The organism is Microvirga rosea, from assembly GCF_020595095.1.
In the GTDB taxonomy this organism is placed as follows: domain Bacteria; phylum Pseudomonadota; class Alphaproteobacteria; order Rhizobiales; family Beijerinckiaceae; genus Microvirga; species Microvirga rosea.
The window spans coordinates 274,900-291,620 of record NZ_JAJDOP010000001.1; the positions used below are offsets into that span (position 1 = coordinate 274,900).

17 protein-coding genes are annotated in these 16,721 nt (G+C 65.3%); 9 read left to right on the top strand and 8 right to left on the bottom strand.

Annotation, left to right across the window (positions count from 1 at the left end; all coding sequences use genetic code 11):
* Positions 1-7 precede the first annotated feature (7 nt).
* Genes LJD17_RS01300 through LJD17_RS01310 form a run of 3 tightly spaced genes read right to left on the bottom strand, consistent with a single transcriptional unit; the run spans position 8 to position 2,681 of the window.
* Positions 8-1,030, bottom strand: a complete 1,023-nt coding sequence (locus LJD17_RS01300; protein ID WP_227382092.1) for an ABC transporter substrate-binding protein — start codon at positions 1,028-1,030, stop codon at positions 8-10.
* A gap of 44 nt (positions 1,031-1,074) precedes the next feature.
* Positions 1,075-1,866: an ABC transporter permease gene (locus LJD17_RS01305; protein WP_227382094.1), complete on the bottom strand. Its 792-nt coding sequence runs from the start codon at positions 1,864-1,866 to the stop codon at positions 1,075-1,077.
* On the bottom strand, positions 1,863-2,681 hold the full coding sequence (locus LJD17_RS01310) for an ABC transporter ATP-binding protein (protein WP_227382096.1): 819 nt from the start codon (positions 2,679-2,681) through the stop codon (positions 1,863-1,865). Before LJD17_RS01310 ends, LJD17_RS01305 begins: the two co-directional genes overlap by 4 nt.
* Before the next feature lie 204 nt (positions 2,682-2,885).
* On the opposite strand from LJD17_RS01310, the gene LJD17_RS01315 reads away from it, so the two are divergent.
* The 4 genes from LJD17_RS01315 (at position 2,886) to LJD17_RS01330 (ending at position 6,616) form a co-directional block, all read left to right on the top strand.
* Positions 2,886-3,431 carry a transglutaminase-like cysteine peptidase gene (locus LJD17_RS01315; protein WP_227382098.1) on the top strand — a complete coding sequence of 182 codons (546 nt, stop codon included), beginning with the start codon at positions 2,886-2,888 and terminating at the stop codon, positions 3,429-3,431.
* 291 nt (positions 3,432-3,722) lie between these two features.
* Positions 3,723-4,619: a hypothetical protein gene (locus LJD17_RS01320; RefSeq protein WP_227382099.1), complete on the top strand. Its 897-nt coding sequence runs from the start codon at positions 3,723-3,725 to the stop codon at positions 4,617-4,619.
* A gap of 283 nt (positions 4,620-4,902) precedes the next feature.
* Complete coding sequence (locus LJD17_RS01325; protein WP_227382101.1) at positions 4,903-5,241, top strand: P-II family nitrogen regulator; 339 nt, start codon at positions 4,903-4,905, stop codon at positions 5,239-5,241.
* A 37-nt stretch (positions 5,242-5,278) separates the two neighbouring features.
* On the top strand, positions 5,279-6,616 hold the full coding sequence (locus LJD17_RS01330; protein WP_227382103.1) for an ammonium transporter: 1,338 nt from the start codon (positions 5,279-5,281) through the stop codon (positions 6,614-6,616).
* Between the two features lie 109 nt (positions 6,617-6,725).
* On the opposite strand, the gene LJD17_RS01335 is transcribed toward LJD17_RS01330, so the two are convergent.
* From LJD17_RS01335 to LJD17_RS01345, 3 genes are read right to left on the bottom strand one after another with little or no spacing between them, the layout of a single operon-like run.
* Positions 6,726-7,331 carry an SCO family protein gene (locus LJD17_RS01335; protein WP_227382105.1) on the bottom strand — a complete coding sequence of 202 codons (606 nt, stop codon included), beginning with the start codon at positions 7,329-7,331 and terminating at the stop codon, positions 6,726-6,728.
* Between the two features lie 10 nt (positions 7,332-7,341).
* Positions 7,342-7,872, bottom strand: a complete 531-nt coding sequence (locus LJD17_RS01340; RefSeq protein WP_406600746.1) for a copper chaperone PCu(A)C — start codon at positions 7,870-7,872, stop codon at positions 7,342-7,344.
* Positions 7,873-7,920: 48 nt separating this feature from the next.
* On the bottom strand, positions 7,921-8,337 hold the full coding sequence (locus LJD17_RS01345) for a DUF2946 family protein (protein ID WP_227382107.1): 417 nt from the start codon (positions 8,335-8,337) through the stop codon (positions 7,921-7,923).
* Positions 8,338-8,434: 97 nt separating this feature from the next.
* On the opposite strand from LJD17_RS01345, the gene LJD17_RS01350 reads away from it, so the two are divergent.
* The 4 genes from LJD17_RS01350 (at position 8,435) to xth (ending at position 13,927) form a co-directional block, all read left to right on the top strand.
* A complete protein-coding gene (locus LJD17_RS01350; protein WP_227382109.1) occupies positions 8,435-11,035 on the top strand; it encodes a DNA translocase FtsK in 2,601 nt (866 codons plus the stop codon).
* Between the two features lie 111 nt (positions 11,036-11,146).
* On the top strand, positions 11,147-12,151 hold the full coding sequence (locus LJD17_RS01355) for an outer-membrane lipoprotein carrier protein LolA (protein ID WP_227382112.1): 1,005 nt from the start codon (positions 11,147-11,149) through the stop codon (positions 12,149-12,151).
* Between the two features lie 56 nt (positions 12,152-12,207).
* Entirely contained in the window at positions 12,208-13,008 is an 801-nt protein-coding gene (locus tag LJD17_RS01360) for a class I SAM-dependent methyltransferase (protein ID WP_227382114.1), read from the top strand.
* 106 nt (positions 13,009-13,114) lie between these two features.
* The gene (gene xth, locus LJD17_RS01365; protein ID WP_227382116.1) at positions 13,115-13,927 is read left to right on the top strand and encodes an exodeoxyribonuclease III; all 813 of its coding nucleotides are present in this window, start codon (positions 13,115-13,117) and stop codon (positions 13,925-13,927) included.
* 10 nt (positions 13,928-13,937) lie between these two features.
* On the opposite strand, the gene LJD17_RS01370 is transcribed toward xth, so the two are convergent.
* Complete coding sequence (locus LJD17_RS01370; protein ID WP_227382118.1) at positions 13,938-14,348, bottom strand: NUDIX hydrolase; 411 nt, start codon at positions 14,346-14,348, stop codon at positions 13,938-13,940.
* 164 nt (positions 14,349-14,512) lie between these two features.
* Here LJD17_RS01370 and LJD17_RS01375 point away from each other — a divergent pair, with 164 nt between their 5' ends.
* Positions 14,513-16,225 (top strand): methyl-accepting chemotaxis protein, encoded by a 1,713-nt coding sequence (locus LJD17_RS01375; protein ID WP_227382120.1) that lies wholly within the window; start codon positions 14,513-14,515, stop codon positions 16,223-16,225.
* Positions 16,226-16,235: 10 nt separating this feature from the next.
* Here the strand turns inward: LJD17_RS01375 and LJD17_RS01380 are convergent, their stop codons facing one another.
* Positions 16,236-16,721, bottom strand: a complete 486-nt coding sequence (locus LJD17_RS01380) for a cyclic nucleotide-binding domain-containing protein (protein WP_227382122.1) — start codon at positions 16,719-16,721, stop codon at positions 16,236-16,238.

Below are 16,721 nucleotides of genomic sequence, written 5' to 3' on the forward strand. Positions count from 1 at the left end.
CGCCGCATCAGCCGGTAAATTTCTTGACGAAGCGGTCGTCGAAGGTCGTGGCGAGATCGACCTTCGCGTCCTTCAGTTCCGGATCGAGGGTTTTCAGCATGTCCATCACGCTTGCCATGCCGTCCGGCGGCACGATGCCCGTGCGCGAATAGCTTTCGAGCGAGTTCTGCACCGCCTTGATGTAGAGGGCCTTGTCGCCGAGGTGATATTCCGCCGGAACCGCTTCCGCCACGTCGTCGGGTTTTGCCGTCTGCAACCATTTCAGGGATTTCATGAAGGCGTTGACGAGACGCTGCGCGGTGACGGGATTCGCGTCGATGAAATCCTTCTTCGTGTAGAGCGTCGCCGCAGGATTGGAGCCACCGAACAAGGCGCGCGTGCCGGCCTCCGTCCGGGTGTCGATGAGAATCGCGATGTCGCCGTCGGATTCGAGCTTGGCGATCACCGGATCGAGATGCGACAGCACGTCGATCTCGCCCTTCTGCATCGCCGCGACGGCGCTTGCCCCGGAGCCGACGCCGATGATGGCCGCGTCCGAGGGCTTCAGGCCCGCCTTCACCATGGCGTATTGGGCGGTCAGCGCCGTCGATGAGCCCGGCGCGGTGACGCCGATCTTGAGGCCCTTGAAATCGGCGGCGGATTTGATCTGCCCGGCCTTCTCTTTCTTGACCGCGATCACGATGGCGGGGAAGCGCCCGAGCTCCGTGATGGCGCGCACGTCCTGGCCTTTCGCCTGCATGCGGATCGTATGTTCATAGGCGCCCGTCACCACGTCCACCGAGCCGCCGATCAGCGCCTGGAGCGACTTGGCGCCTCCGCCGAAATCGTTGATCTCGACGTCGAGGCCCTCCTCCTTGAAGAAGCCTTTCCGTTCCGCGATGGTCAGCGGGAGATAATACAGAAGCGGCTTGCCGCCGACGCCGAGCGTCACCTTGGTCTTTTCCGGCTTTTCCTGCGCGAAGGCGGTACGGCTGAGACCGGCGGCGAGCGCCGCAGCGCCCGTTCCGATCAGAAATGTGCGGCGTTCCATGATCGTCTCCCTGAATGGTTTTGCTTCGTTGGACAAAGGATTGCTCAACCCCGGCCGCTTGTCGATGGCCCCGGACGCCACACGAGAAGACGCCGCTCGATGAGCGTCACGCAGGCATCGATGATGATCACGAAGATCGACAGGATGAGCATTCCGGCAAAGACGCCCGTCACGTCGAACACGCTTTCAGCTTCGTGGATCTTGTAGCCGAGGCCCGCGGAGGAACCGAGATATTCACCGACAACGGCGCCGACCAGCGCGAAGCCGACGGACGTGTGCAGCGACGAGAACACCCAGGTGAGAGCCGCTGGCCAGTACACATGCCGCAGGAGCTGGCGCTCGTTCATGCCGAGCATGCGCGCATTGGCGAGCACCACCGGGCTCACCTCGCGCACGCCCTGATAAACGTTGAAGAACACGATGAAGAACACGAGGGTGAATCCCAGCGCCACCTTCGACCAGATGCCGAGGCCGAACCATAAGGCGAAGATCGGCGCCAGCACGACGCGCGGCAGGGCATTCGCGGCCTTGATGTAAGGGTCGAACACCGCCGCCAGCAGCTCGCGCCGGGCGAACAGGAAACCGAAGAGGATTCCGCCGAGCGCTCCGAACGCGAAAGCCAGCACGGTTTCGAGCAGCGTGATGCCGAGGTGACGCCAGATTTCGCCGGTCGCGAATTCCTTGCCGGCGCGGATCAACACGTCGAACGGATTGGAAAAGAAGAACTGGGACTGCTTGACGGGCGCGAGAATCGGATAGGCGGTGAACACATGCCACACGAGCAGAAACAGAACGGCGACCAGGAGCTGCAGCCCGAGGAGTTTTGCGCGTTTCATGGTGTCGTTCCCTCCCCTTGCGCATAGGCTTTCTGCACTTCCGTGCGCAGGCTCGCCCAAATCTCCTTGTGGATATGGTGAAAGGCGGGTTCGAGCCGGATCTCGGAAATGTCCCGCGGCCGCGGCAGGGAAATGGGAAACTCGCCGATGATGCGGGCGGCGGGACCTGCGGACATGACCACCACGCGGTCCGCCAGGGCGATCGCCTCCTCGAGATCATGCGTGACGAACAGCACCGCCTTCCGGTCGGCCGCCCAGAGCTCCAGCAGCAGATTTCCCATGATCTGCCGGGTCTGTGCGTCGAGGGGACCGAAAGGCTCGTCCATGAGCAGGATTTCGGGATCGCGAATCAGCATCTGCGCCAGCGCCACGCGCTTGCGCTGGCCTCCGGAGAGCATGTGGGGATAGCGGTCCACGAAGGCCGCGAGGCCGACGCGGCGGAGCCAGTCCCGCGCCTTGTCGAGGGCTTGTCCGTGGGGCACGCCTTTCGGCTCCAGGGCGACGGCGACATTCTGAAGCGCGGTCTTCCAGGGCATCAGCGCGTCCTGCTGGAAGAGATATCCGGCGCGCCGGTTGAGGCCCTGAAGCGGCGCGCCGAAGATGGCGACATCGCCCTCGGACGGTTCGAGAAGACCCGCCGACGCATTCAGGAGCGTCGACTTTCCGCACCCGGTCGGCCCGACGATGGCGATGAATTCGCCCGGGCGAACCGCAAGATCGATCGCGGCGACGGCTGTATAGCCACCCTCCTTCGCACCGAAGGTGATGGCAAGATTGCGAAGTGAAACGGCGGAGGCTTGATCGGTCAGCGACATCGGATGGGACGTTTCCCGCGTCTGTGAGCGACGCTTGCCTTCACCGTAAAGCCTCGTTCCCCGATGGCAAGACCGAACCCGGCATCACCTTATGCCCAAGCTGCCGTAATCCGGGCGTGAAGGCGTGATGAGAAAGGCGCGAGAACATTAAAGCCGGTCGCTTCGAAAAGTTCCGGCACGAACAACAGCTTTTTGGGGGCCATCATGTCCATTTTCCGTATCTGCGCCGGCGGCGTTACCCTGGCGATGCTCATGGCCGTCCCGGCGGCGGCGAAACCTGCCGTGGGTGTGACCGTGACTGCTGAGCGCATGGCCGAACTCCAGCGCGTCAACACGTTCGTCAACAGCACCATCGTCGAGATGTCGGATATGGAGCAGTACGGGCGCGAGGATGTCTGGACCCTCCCGACCAGCGGAAAGGGCGACTGCGAAGATTTCGCGCTTTTGAAGCGCAAGCTCCTGCTGGAGAGAGGGTGGCCCTCCGCGGCCCTGTCGATTGCCGTCGGCGTGACGGCTCAGGGCGAAGCTCACGCGGTTCTGACCGTGGCGACCGCCGAGGGCTCCCTGGTGCTCGACAACCTGACCTCCACGATCCTGCCGTCCTCGCGGACGGGGCACACGTTCTACGCTCGCCAATCGGGGCGAGGATGGATCGCGGCGTCTGGGGAAAGGACACGGGAGCCGACGGTGGATCTTCCGGTCGCGGAGCGGATTGTCGCTGGAGCAAGCTCTCGACGCAGGCGCGGGTGAGATCGTCAAGAACAGCCAAGATTGAGTAAGAATTCCCATCAACGGGAGGGGCAGCGACGCAGGATAGCGAAGATGAACGGTTCCTGAATACATACATGAAGCGCATTAATGGCCAAGCTATGCTAATCGTTCCGTTGAATGTGTTGGAAAAGATAGATTAATACTGCCGAGCTGCAGTTATTCAATAACTTTTCTCTTGAAGAGTGGGAACCATGTCTTTGCTGCCGCGTCATTGAGACATTCGAGACAATTTAGTCTCAATTTCCAACGATCTCCTCTTCAGGTGAGTCCATGAAACGTTCGCACGTTCTCGCTGCGTCCAGCGCAGCCCTTTTGCTTGCTTCCGCGTTCCCGGCTTTGGCACAGGGCCTGCGTCCGGGAGGGCAATGTGTTCCGGCAGTCGCCAATCCGTCGATGTACAGCAACTGTCGTCTTCACATCGTCCAGGGTGAAGAGGTATGCCGCTGCGCCGTTCGTCCTCAGGCGTTGCGCCAGCTGAACAGATTGACGGACCGGGACGTCACGGCGACCGGATCGATCACGCAGCGCGCTCCGCTGGCGAGTGGCTCGGGCAGCACCCCTCTTTTCGGCTCGGGCGGATTTGCGAACCAGAACTTCTCGGCCCCTGGCGGTTCCGTCGCGCCTCTCTCCGGCCAACCCAATACGTTGAATGGCGGCGCCGTCAGCCCAGCCGGAGCCGCGCGCGGGAATGCCCTTGGCAGCAGCGCCCGTGGCGCTGCGGCCGGTCGTGGGGGTGAGGCAGCAGCCAGCGGGACGGGCGATGTCGCCTCGACCGGCAGCGTAGGCGCCGGAGCGCCCGGGGGCGCGGGTGCGGTTGGTGGCGGAGCAACTGCCGGCGGCGGAGCTACTGCTGGAGGTGGGACGACCGCCGGAAGCGGGACTGGGACCGGAGGCGGAGCCGTCGGATCAACGGGTGGCGGCTTGGGCAATCCAGGAAATGATCACAGCGTCGGTCACGCCGGCGAGAGCCCGAATGGGGGCGATTTTGGTGGCGGATCCCGGGGCCGCGGTGACGTGGGTGATCGAGGCGGTGATCGAGGAGGCGGCCGTGGAAACGGCAACAACGGTGAGCACAACGGCAACGATGGCGGCGGACACGGCAATAACGGCTTCGGGAATGGCGGCCGTGACGGGAGCCCCAACGGCAAGGACGACAGCGTCCGTTAAAACGCCTTCCTGACTTTTTCTGTGCAACCCCGGCTTGCCCAAGCCGGGGTTGTTTTTGTTTGCCGCCTCTTCTGCCTGCGTTTTGTGCAGACATGCCCAAACAGCCTCATTTGTGAGCGCTTCCGCGGTCAGGGCGGAACGGCCGAAGCAGCCCGCACGCGTTGGCATCATTTTTGCTTAAACCCCAGCGAGACCCGTCCGGACGGTCGGGTTCCGACGGCATTTTCTCGTGAGCGGGCGTCGAGACCGGCTCAGGAGAACCTTCAACAAGGGGGCTTCACCCATGAAAATCGTGATGGCGGTCATCAAACCGTTCAAGCTGGAGGAGGTCCGCGACGCGCTCACCTCCCTCGGCGTGCACGGCCTCACCGTGACCGAAGTGAAAGGCTACGGACGACAGAAGGGGCATACGGAGATCTATCGCGGCGCCGAATATGCGGTGAGCTTTCTGCCCAAGCTGAAGATCGAAGTCGCGGTGCCGACGGAGATCGTCCCGAAGGTCGTCGAGGGCATCACCCTGGCTGCCCGCACGGGCCAGATCGGCGACGGCAAGATCTTCGTCGTCCCCCTTGAGAAGGCCGTCCGCATCCGCACAGGCGAAGCCGATGCCGATGCTCTGTGATGCCCGTTTCCCTTTCCTCGTCCGGAGTCTGAATCCGATGAAACCTCGTTTGAATCTCGCAACGGCCCTTGCGGGCATCGGGCTCACGCTCATGGCGTTCGAGCCGGCGCTCGCCCAGGATGCCGCCGCTCCCACGGTCAACAAGGGCGACACCGCCTGGATGCTCGTGTCGACCATCCTGGTGATCCTGATGACGATCCCGGGCCTTGCCCTGTTCTACGGCGGCCTGGTGCGCACCAAGAACATGCTGTCCCTGCTGATGCAGGTCTTCTCCGTGTTCAGCCTGGTCGCGATCTTGTGGGTGTTCTACGGCTATTCCCTCGCTTTCACGTCGGGACCCGGCGGCATCGGCGCGTTCATCGGCGGCTTCTCCAAGGCCTTTCTGGCCGGCGTGACCACGGATTCCACCGCCGACACCTTCACCAAGGGCGTGGCGATCCCGGAATTCACGTTCCTGGCCTTCCAGCTGACCTTCGCGGCGATCACGCCGGCTCTCATCGTCGGCGCCTTCGCGGAGCGCATCAAGTTCAAGGCCGTGATGCTGTTCACGGCCCTGTGGCTGACCTTCATCTATCTGCCGATCGCCCACATGGTGTGGTTCTCGGAAGGCTATCTGTTCGGTCTGGGCGCCCTCGACTTCGCAGGCGGCACGGTCGTGCACATCAACTCGGGCGTGGCAGGTCTCATCGGCGCCCTCATGGTCGGCAAGCGGATCGGCTACGGCCGCGACCTGCTCGCGCCGCACTCCCTGACCCTTACCTTCGTCGGCGCATGCCTTCTGTGGGTGGGCTGGTTCGGCTTCAATGCCGGCTCGAACCTCGAGGCGACCGGCGGCGCCGCGCTGGCTCTTCTCAACACCATCCTGGCTCCCGCCGCCGCAGGCCTGGCGTGGACCACCGTGGAGGCTTTCGAGAAGGGCAAGGCCTCGCTGCTGGGCATCGCGTCGGGCGCGGTCGCGGGCCTCGTCGCCATCACGCCGGCCGCCGGCCTTGCCGGTCCGATGGGCTCCATCGTGCTCGGTCTCGTGGTGGGCGTGGTCTGCTATCTGGCCGTCACCACCATCAAGAACGCCCTCGGCTATGACGATGCCCTCGATGTGTTCGGCATCCACGGGGTCGGCGGCATCGTCGGCGCCATCGGCACCGGCATCGTCGCGGCACCTTCGCTCGGCGGCTACGGCGTCGGCGAATATTCGATCGGCGGACAGCTCTGGACGCAGCTCATCGCGGTGGTCGTGACCCTGCTGTGGACCGGAATCGGCTCGTTCATCCTCTACAAGATCGTCGATCTCACGGTGGGCCTGCGCGCCGCCTACGAGGCGGAGCGCGAAGGTCTCGACCTCGCGGACCACGGCGAGCGCGCCTACAATTACTGAGCTTTCCGACGACAAGACAAACCAACCAGAGGGTCGTCAAAGGAAAAGCCCCGGCATCACGGCCGGGGCTTTTCTGTTGTTGTCGTCCGGGATTGCGGCCGATGTCACATCACCCGTTCTTCACCAGGTTCTGCAGCTTCTGCCGCCGGGTTTCCTGCGGCTCCTGGAAATTGGAGGAGCCGTAGAAATCTCCCTTCGAGTCCATCAGGAAGATCGTGGCCGTGTGGTTCATGGTGTAGCCGGAATCGGTGGGGACCTTTTCGTAGAACACCTTGTAGGCCTTCGCGGTGGCGGCGATCTGATCGGGCGTGCCGGACAGGCCGATGATCCGCGGATCGAACGAGGACAGGTAGGTCTTCATCAAGTCCGGCGTGTCCTGTTCGGGATCGATGGTGACGAAGACCACGTTGAGCTTGTCCGCGTCCTTGCCCATCGTCGTGAGATCCTGCGTCAGGTCGTAGAGGGTCGTCGGACAGACTTCGGGACAATGGGTGAAGCCGAAGAAGATGGCGAACGGCTTGCCCTTCAGGCTGTCGCTCGAAAATGGCTTTCCCTCCTGCGACGTCAGCTGGAACGGGCCGCCGATGGGAACCCGCGAGGCGGACCCCGAGGGCTTGGGATCCGGCAGGACCAGGAGCAGGGTCGCGAGAAGAAAGATCGCCGCCGTCAGGAAGACCAGCAGCGGCAGAAGCAGAGATCGTCTGACAACCATCATGCCCTCCCGGTCAGTGCTTGTGTTGCATGGGCGCGGTCTCCTGGCCGCCCATCCCGCGCACCGTATAGGTCACCTCGACGGTTCCGGCTTTCTCGAACACGAGGGTGCCCTTCAGGCTCTGCCCGTCCTTCAACGGCTCCTTGAGATCCATGAACATGAGGTGATAGCCGCCGGGCTTGAGCTCGACGCTTGCGCCGGGAGCGATGTCCAGTCCGCCATCCACGGGCTTCATCCGCATGACGTTGTCGACCATGGACATCTCATGGATTTCGACCCTTTCGGCGAGCGGGAACGACCCGCCGACGAGGCGGTCCGGCTCCTTGCCGGTGTTGGTGATGCGCAGATAGCCGCCGCCCACCTTCGCGCCGCCGGGGGTCGCGCGGGACCAGGGCTGCTCGATGGTCAGATCACCGATCTTGACGGTGGCGGACGGGGACGGGAGGCCGGCGGCCTTCGCGGTTTCGAACGGGACGGGGGCAAGGGCCGACACGGCCATGAGAGTAAGGGCGGCGAGCGCGCCGGCGGAGAATGACAGCTTCATCGGAAGAAACCTGTAGTCGCGGTGAAAACGTGTTGTGACGGGAGACGTTCACACCGGACGCGGAGGCGCGCGCGAGCCGACCGGCAAAAAGCCGACGAGCCGGACCGGGTCGGCCCTGTCCGGCGAGAAGGAAATCGTGGCGGGCGTGAGGGCAAGGCGCGCAAGGCCGGCCTGAACCAGCGGCGGTCCGCCGAATGCGGCGGACAGATTGCACCCGAGGATGCAGCACAGGGCGTCGTGGGCCTGCGCCGGGCCATGAGGTTTCGAATGTTCGGAGGATTGCGCGCATATGACGCCTTCGGAAAGGCTCGCCTGCGCGTGAACGGCTCCGCCGAACGAGAACGAGAGCGCCTGAAGCGCCAGGGCATAGGCGATCACGGCCGTCAGCGCGGCCCGTTGCCAGCGTGTGAGAAATGCCCTGCCCGTCATGGCGCGGACACTGGTCCGTCCCGACCGCCGCGTCAACCGGTGATCGCGACGCTTAGGGTTAAAGGACCCTTAACCCCATCCGGCTAGTGTCTCCGTTCGATTTTGTTGGCGAGATTTCGACTCAGGGTTCTCGATGCGAACGGCACGACGCTCCTCCTCTTCCTATGATGGATTGTCCAGCGCTCTGCGGGCCTTCGTGGCCCGCCGTGCCCAGGAGATGATCGGCCTGTGCCTGCTCGTCCTGGCCGGCGCAGTGGCGGCGTCCCTCGCCACGTGGTCGGTGGACGATCCGAGCCTCAACAACGCCACCGATGCGCCGATACGCAACCTCCTCGGCTGGCCGGGAGCCATCGTGGCGGACCTGCTGATGCAGCTCCTGGGGCTCGGCTCGATCGCGGCCCTGCTGCCGCTCGCCCTGTGGGGCTGGCGGTTGATGAAGTCCGGCCATCTCGGCCGGGCGCAACTGCGGTTGGCTCTCTGGGTTCTGGGGGCCGGTGCGGCGACAGCCCTTGCCAGTGCGTTGCCGGCGACCGACCGCTGGCCCTTGCCCACGGGCCTGGGCGGCGTCGTGGGAGATGCGGTCCTGACGGCCGGAAAGGCCGTCACGGGGCTGTCCAGCGGCTCCGCCAGCGCCGTGCTCGGCCTCGTCTTTGCCGGCATCGCGATTTTGACGCTCAGCGCCGCCTGCGGCCTGGGATTGTCGGAGGAGCGGCACTATGCCGATCCGGACGAGGCGGACGAGCCCGTGGAGGCGAAGCGCCCGCGTCGGAAGGTGCCCGAGTGGGACGAGGCGGACGAGGCGACCGCAGACGAGCCCGGCTGGGGCATCGTGTCCCTCGGGGCCTTGGCCCATGGCGCCATGAGCCTGCGGGCCGCGGCCCGCCGCTGGGCCGAGCGCCGCGCCGCGCCCGACGAGGAATACGAGACGGCTCCGGCCGGTGCATCGCCCCGGCGCGGGGCGCCTGACGCGATCTGGACCCGCCGCGAGCCGATCCTGGACGATGCCGCGCCGCGCCGTGCGAGACCCGCGCCGGCCGCGGCCCCGCTCCACGACGAGGACGACGAGGGTTGGGACGAGGCCCCGTCCGGCGCTCCCGCCCGCGTTTCGATGCCCGAGCCCGCTCCGTCGCGGGTCGCCCCCGCGCCTGCCGCGCCCAAACCCGGCAAGCGCATGGTCCGCGAGGCGCAGCCCTCGTTCCTCGACGAGGGCAATTATCAGCTGCCGGCCCTCACCCTCCTGGCCGAGCCCAAGAAGCCGCAGGCCCCGACGGTTTCGGCGGACGCCCTGGAGCAGAACGCCGCGCTGCTCGAAGGAACGCTGGAGGATTTCGGCGTCAAGGGCGAGATCATCAATGTCCGGCCCGGCCCTGTCGTGACCCTTTACGAGCTGGAGCCCGCCCCGGGCACCAAATCCTCGCGGGTGATCTCGCTCGCGGACGACATCGCCCGCTCCATGAGTGCCGTCTCGGCCCGCGTGGCGGTGGTGCAGGGCCGCAACGCCATCGGCATCGAGCTGCCCAACCACAAGCGCGAGACCGTCTTCCTGCGCGAGCTCCTGGCGAGTCAGGATTTCGAATCGACCAAGCAGAAGCTCGCTCTGTGCCTCGGCAAGACGATCGGCGGCGAGCCGGTGATCGCGGATCTGGCACGCATGCCGCACCTCTTGGTCGCCGGCACCACCGGCTCGGGCAAGTCGGTCGCCATCAACACCATGATCCTGTCGCTCGTATACCGGCTCAAGCCGGAAGAATGCCGGCTGATCATGGTCGATCCGAAGATGCTCGAACTGTCCGTCTATGACGGTATCCCTCACCTGCTGACCCCCGTCGTCACCGATCCGAAAAAGGCCGTGGTGGCGCTCAAATGGGCGGTTCGGGAGATGGAGGACCGGTACAAGAAGATGTCGAAGCTGGGGGTGCGCAACATCGACGGCTTCAATGCCCGCGTGTCGGAAGCCAAGGCCAAGGGTGAGGTGATCACCCGCACGGTCCAGACCGGCTTTGACCGCGAAACCGGCCAGGCGGTGTACGAGGACGAGGTGATGGACCTCGAGCCGCTGCCGTACATCGTGGTGATCGTCGACGAGATGGCCGACCTGATGATGGTGGCCGGCAAGGAGATCGAAGGGGCGATCCAGCGCCTGGCGCAGATGGCGCGGGCGGCGGGCATTCACGTGATCCTGGCGACCCAGCGTCCGTCGGTGGATGTGATCACCGGCACGATCAAGGCGAACTTCCCGACGCGGATTTCGTTTCAGGTGACGTCGAAGATCGACAGCCGGACGATTTTGGGCGAGATGGGGGCGGAGCAGCTTCTGGGTCAGGGCGACATGCTGTACATGGCGGGCGGTGGTCGGATCACCCGCGTGCACGGGCCGTTCTGCTCCGACGAGGAGGTCGAGAAGGTCGTCGCTCATCTCAAGCGCCAGGGCCGCCCGCAATATCTCGAAGCCGTCACGGCGGACGAGGACAACGGCGGCGAAGGCGGCGACGCGCCTGTCTTCGATCAGGGCGAGTTCGGATCGGGCGGCGGCGATCTCTACGATCAGGCGATCGCGGTGATCCTGCGCGACAAGAAGGCGTCGACCTCGTATATCCAGCGGCGTCTGCAGATCGGCTACAACCGGGCGGCATCGCTGATGGAGCGGATGGAGAAGGAAGGCATCGTCGGCCCCGCCAACCATGCCGGCAAACGCGAAATCCTCATGGAAACACCGGATCTCGGCGAGGATTGATCGTGGATCGAATCGACGCATACGGAACCTCGGCCCTGGTGGTGGCGTCATCGATTAGCCACATGAGAAGGCTAGCGCAGCACCCTCTCTGACATGCAAGGATCGTTCCGGATGCGCCTTTCGAGCCTGATCTGCCTCGCATCACTCCTCGCCGCTGCGGCGGGTCTGGGTGCGATGCCGGCTGCCGCTCAGGTGCTTCCCTACGAGCTGTTCCGACCTCCGAAGGCGACCTCGCCGACCGCTCCCGCCGTGATCGCTTCCGCGGCTGAAGGCTTCACGCTCACGGTGGCTCCGCCGGCGACATCCAACTTCCATCCCCGCAAGCCTGCCGGGCCGAAACCGCCGGAGCCGAGCGCCGCTCCGGCCGTGGCGGCGGTGGAAGCCCCGAAGCCCGCCGAACCGGTGAAGGAGGCGACCGCCTTCCCGCAGGTCGCGCCCCTGCCTCCGCCCCCCGTTCGCCCGGTGGCCTTGAAGGAAACCCCCGCTCCGTCCGCGGCACCCGTGGACATCGCCCCGCGGCCGGTGGTTGCGGCCGTGACGCCCGCCGCCATGCCGAAGGTTCAGCAGCCCCTGTCGAACCGGGAGATCGTGGACCGGGCGAATGCCTATTTCACGGGTCTCAGCACCCTCGTGGCGGATTTCACGCAAGTCGGCGGCGATGGGCGCAGGCTCGGCGGCACTCTCTACCTCCAGCGCCCCGGCAAGCTGCGCTTCGAATTCGACCCCCCGGCCACCCTCGAGGTGATCGCGGACGGCACCTCGGTGGCGGTCCGCGACAAGAAGCTCAACACCCAGGACCTTTATTTCATCCAGCAGACGCCGTTGAAGTTCCTGCTGCGGGAGAAGGTCAATCTCGGACAGGATATCGCCGTGACGGGCATTTCCAGCGAGCCGAATTCCGTGCGCATCAACCTGGAAGACAGTTCGACCCTCGGCGGCACCTCGCGTATCGCCCTGTATTTCGACCCGGAGGTTCAGACCCTCACCCAGTGGCGCATCACCGACCCGCAGGGCTATCAGACCATCGTGACCCTCAACAAGATGAACCGGGGCCGCGCCATCGATCAGGGCTTGTTCCGGATCCCGAATGCACCGATCATCGGCAGTAACCGCTAAGCCGTATCGCCGGAAGGCACGCGGCACGCGCGCGATCGGCACCGGAGCCGCCTGCCATGACCGAACCGCCGAAGGTCCGCTGGGTCAGCGGAGAAACTTATGAATTCTACATGGGCCGCTGGAGCCGTCTGGCCGCCCGTGATTTTCTCGGATGGCTCGATGCGCCGGCCGGTCTCGACTGGCTCGATGTCGGTTGCGGAACCGGCGCCCTCACGGAGGCAGTGGCGACCTTCTGCGCGCCCGGCCGTGTGATGGGAATCGACCCCTCGGCCGGCTTCCTCGACATGGCCCGCGAACGGCTGAGCCGGACTGGCGCCACGCTGCATCAGGCCGATGCGCAGGAGATCCCCTATCCGGCAAACGCCTTCGACCGGGTGGTGTCGGGTTTGATGCTCAACTTCGTGCCAGACCAACCACGGGCCGCCGCCGAGATGGTCCGGGTCGTCCGTTCGGGCGGCGAGGTCGCCCTTTACGTTTGGGATTACGCGGGCCGGATGGAGCTGATGCGCCGCTTCTGGGACGCGGCCGTCGCGCTGAACCCCGGCGCCCGCGAAAAGGCCGAGGCCACGCACGCGCCGATCTGCCGACCGGACGCCCTGCAGGCGCTGTTCGACGGGGCGGGCCTTATCGACATCGAAACCCGTGCCCTCGACGTGCCGACCGTGTTTGGCGATTTCGACGATTACTGGTCCCCGTTCCTCGGCGGGCAATCTCCTGCCCCGGCCTATTGCATGTCCCTGGATGAGGATGCGCGCACGGCCTTGCGGGAGCACCTGCGGGAAACGCTCCCGACGCAGCCGGACGGCAGCATTCACCTCGTGTCGCGAGCCTGGGCCCTGCGCGGCCGCAAACCCTAGGAGCCTGGTCCGCTGCCGGAAGCGCAACGCGACCTTCGACGCCCTTCCCTTGCGGCCTGATCTGTCGTAGCCGAAGATATCTCCGAGCCGACAGGATGCTTGCGCCGTGAATCTCACCGTCTCCAGCTGGAACATCAATTCCGTCCGCCTGCGGATCGACCAGGTCCGCCGCTTTCTGGACGAGCGCCGCCCGGATGTCCTGTGCCTCCAGGAGACAAAGTGCCCGAACGACAAGTTCCCCCTCAAGGAGCTCCAGTCCTTCGGCTATCCGTTCGTGGTCCATATCGGACAGAAGGGCTATAACGGGGTCGCCATCCTGTCCCGCTATCCCTTTGCCGAAACTTCGACCATGGAAATGTGTGGGCGGCAGGACGCCCGCCACATCACCGTCACGCTAACACAGGCCAAGGCCGCTTCGGGCGTCACGATCCACAACTTCTATGTTCCGGCGGGCGGCGACATCCCCGACGCTGGCCTCAACGAGAAATTCCGCCACAAGCTGCAGTTCATGGAGGAGCTGAGAGCCTGGGGCGGCCGCTCGCGCCCCACCGCGGCGCCGGCGATCCTCGTGGGCGACCTCAACGTGGCGCCACTCGAGCATGATGTCTGGAGCCACAAGCAGCTCCTCGACGTGGTGAGCCACACGCCGGTGGAAACGCAGGCCCTGGAAGAGCTGCGCCAGGAAGCCGGCTGGACCGACGCCATGCGGCATCTGCGTCCGGAACCGGAAAAGATCTATTCCTGGTGGAGCTACCGCTCTCCGGACTGGGAAGCCGCCAACAAGGGCCGCCGCCTCGACCATATCTGGCTCTCGGGCGATCTCGCGGGCACACTGCGCGGCATCGACGTCACCAAGGAAACCCGGGGCTGGGAGCGCCCGTCCGACCACGCGCCGGTCACGGCGGTTCTGGAACTCTGACGGCCGACGATCACCCGCGAAGAAGCGGCAGGACTTCGTCGCGGGTGAGCGGCGCCAGGACGATATCCGGCGGACGCACGACATCGATCCATCGCAGTTCGTCGATCTCGGCGGAGACCGCCGGCTTGCCCGCGACATCCACCTCGTAGAGAGCGGCCTCCACCATGCGGCCCGGTTCGTTGGCCGCCGGAGCCGTGATGTTTTTCAAAAAGCGCAAGGAATCCTGCCGAACCCGGCAGCCAAGCTCCTCCCGCAGCTCGCGGGCGAGGGCTGTGGCATCGTCTTCGCCGGGCTCTCGCTTGCCGCCTGGTTGCATGAAAGCCTGCGTTCCGCGCTTGCGCACCAGCAGGACACGGCCGCGATCGTCCCTGATGACGGCCGCGACGATGCGGATGGGAAGAGCTGTCTCTGATGTTGTCATGAAGTGAATCGAGTTGGACGAAAGGAATTTGATCCTTATACATCATGTATTGCGACTTAAGCACTATCCCGACAACTGCGAAATCGGGCGGTTCCGTACAGGAATTCACCAGTTCTTAAAAACAATTTGCGACGGCTAAGTAATTCTTACGCAAGGTAATGTCCGTGTCCTTCTTCGCCCGTCGCAAACTCTCCCATCTCACCATGGCGGCCATGATCGCCTTCGTGGTGCTCACCGCCGCCGCCCTGTTCGCCGTGGTGTCGATTCAAACGCGCGCGGACGTGAAAGCGGACGCCCTGAAACAGCTTCAGGCGAATGTCCGCACCTTCGCGGGCATTCTTCAGGGATCCGTCGGCACCCTCACGACCCGAAAGGACGCGACGGGAGCCATCGTCGGGATCGTGGTGAACGACGACGCCGTGTTCTACAGCGACGACCTCGTGGACCGGATCGCCGAGGCGACCCAGGCTCCCGCGACGCTCTTCGTGAAGGACGGGAAGAGCGGCGACTTCATCCGCCGGGCCACGAACCTGCGCAATCCCAACGGCACCCGCGCGGTCGGCACCGCGATGGACCGCAACGGCGCCGTCTTCCCCGCCGTGTCGGTCGGCAAGGCCTATGTGGGCGAAGCCAAGGTGTTGGGCAAAGACTATCTCCTGAACAACTTCCCGGTTTTCGGCCAGAGCGGCCAGATCCTGGGCGTGCTCGGAACCGGGGTCGAGACGACGGATCTGGCGGCTGCGGCCGACCGCCTGATGTGGCGCATGGGTCTCGTGTCCCTGATCGCCGTGCTGGTTCTGGCTCTTGCGGCCATCGTCACGGCCCGCACGCTCTTCCGGCCGATTCCCCGCCTTGCCGAGGCGATGACGCGCCTGGCCCATGGCGATACGTCCCATGCGGTGCCCTATGCCGAGTGGAAGAACGAGGTGGGCGCCATGGCGCGCGCCGTGGAGGTGTTCCGTGACAACACGGCCGAGCGCCAGCGCCTGGCGGTCGAGCAGGCGGCCGAGAACGAGGCGAAGATGCACCGGGCCCTGCGGCTCGACGATCTGACCCGCCAGTTCGAAGCCAATGTGTCGGCCCTGACCCGCAGCCTCGCGGCGGCCGCTTCGGAGATGGAGGCGACCGCCCTGACCATGACGGCGACGGCCGAGCGGACCAACCAGGAATCGGTGAGCGTCGCGGCGGCGGCGGAGCAGACCTCCGGCAATGTTCAGACCGTGGCGGCCGCCACGGAGGAGATGTCGATCTCGATCCGGGAGATCGCCCGTCAGGTGACCCAATCGTCCCAGATTTCCTCCGAGGCCGTGGAAAGCGCCAAGCGCACCAACGAGATCGTCCACGCCCTGTCGAGCGGCGCCGAGCGGATCGGCAACGTCATCACCCTGATCAACGATCTCGCATCGCAGACGAACCTTCTGGCTCTCAACGCCACCATCGAGGCGGCCCGTGCCGGAGAGGCCGGAAAGGGCTTCGCGGTCGTGGCGTCCGAGGTGAAGAACCTCGCGACCCAGACCGCGAAGGCCACGGAGGAAATCGGGTCCCAGATCGCGCAGATTCAGGGCGCGACTCACGAGGCGGTCGGCGCGATCCAGGGCATCCGTTCGATCATCGATGAGATTTCGAACATCTCCACCGGCATCGCCGCCGCCATGGAGCAGCAGGGCGCGACGACCGGCGAGATCTCCCGCAGCGTCCAGGAAGCCGCCCGCGGCACCGGACAGGTGACGGAAAGCATCGAAAGCGTGAAGATGGGCGCAGGCGAGACCGGCGCAGCCGCAAGCCAGGTGCTGAGCGCCGCGCAGGAACTCGCCCGCTACGCCGAGAATCTCGGCCGCGAGGTCGAGGAGTTCCTCACGGACGTGAAGGCGGCCTGACGCCGATCCTTCAGCCTTTGGCGGCGGGGTCGTCCTCGCCGTCAATGGCGATCAACTGTTGACGGACCTGCTCCAGGCCATCCGTCAGCCGGATCAGTTCCTGCGTCATGGCGTCGTGCATCGCCACCGCGGCGGCCGGAAATTCCTCGAGCACCCGCCGCATCAGGCTCGGGCTCACGCGGATGACCGTCGACGGTTCGCGGGCGGTTGCGGTCGCCGGCCGCTCGATGCGGGTGAACAGGGCAGCCTGGCCGATCAGGGCTCCAGGCCCGGCGACGAAATCCGCCGCCGCGCCGTCTTCCCCGGCATCGAGCGCAACGGCGCCCCGGCTCACCACGTATCCTCCGTCCGAGCGATCCCCCTTCCGGAACAGGGTGTCGCCCTCGCGCAGGCTCCGGCTTTCGGCCGCGAAAGCCACCAGCCGCAAGGCATCCCGTTCGAGAAGGCTGAACAAGGGCGCGCTGGACAGGATGGCGATATCGTCTTCGAGCGCCAT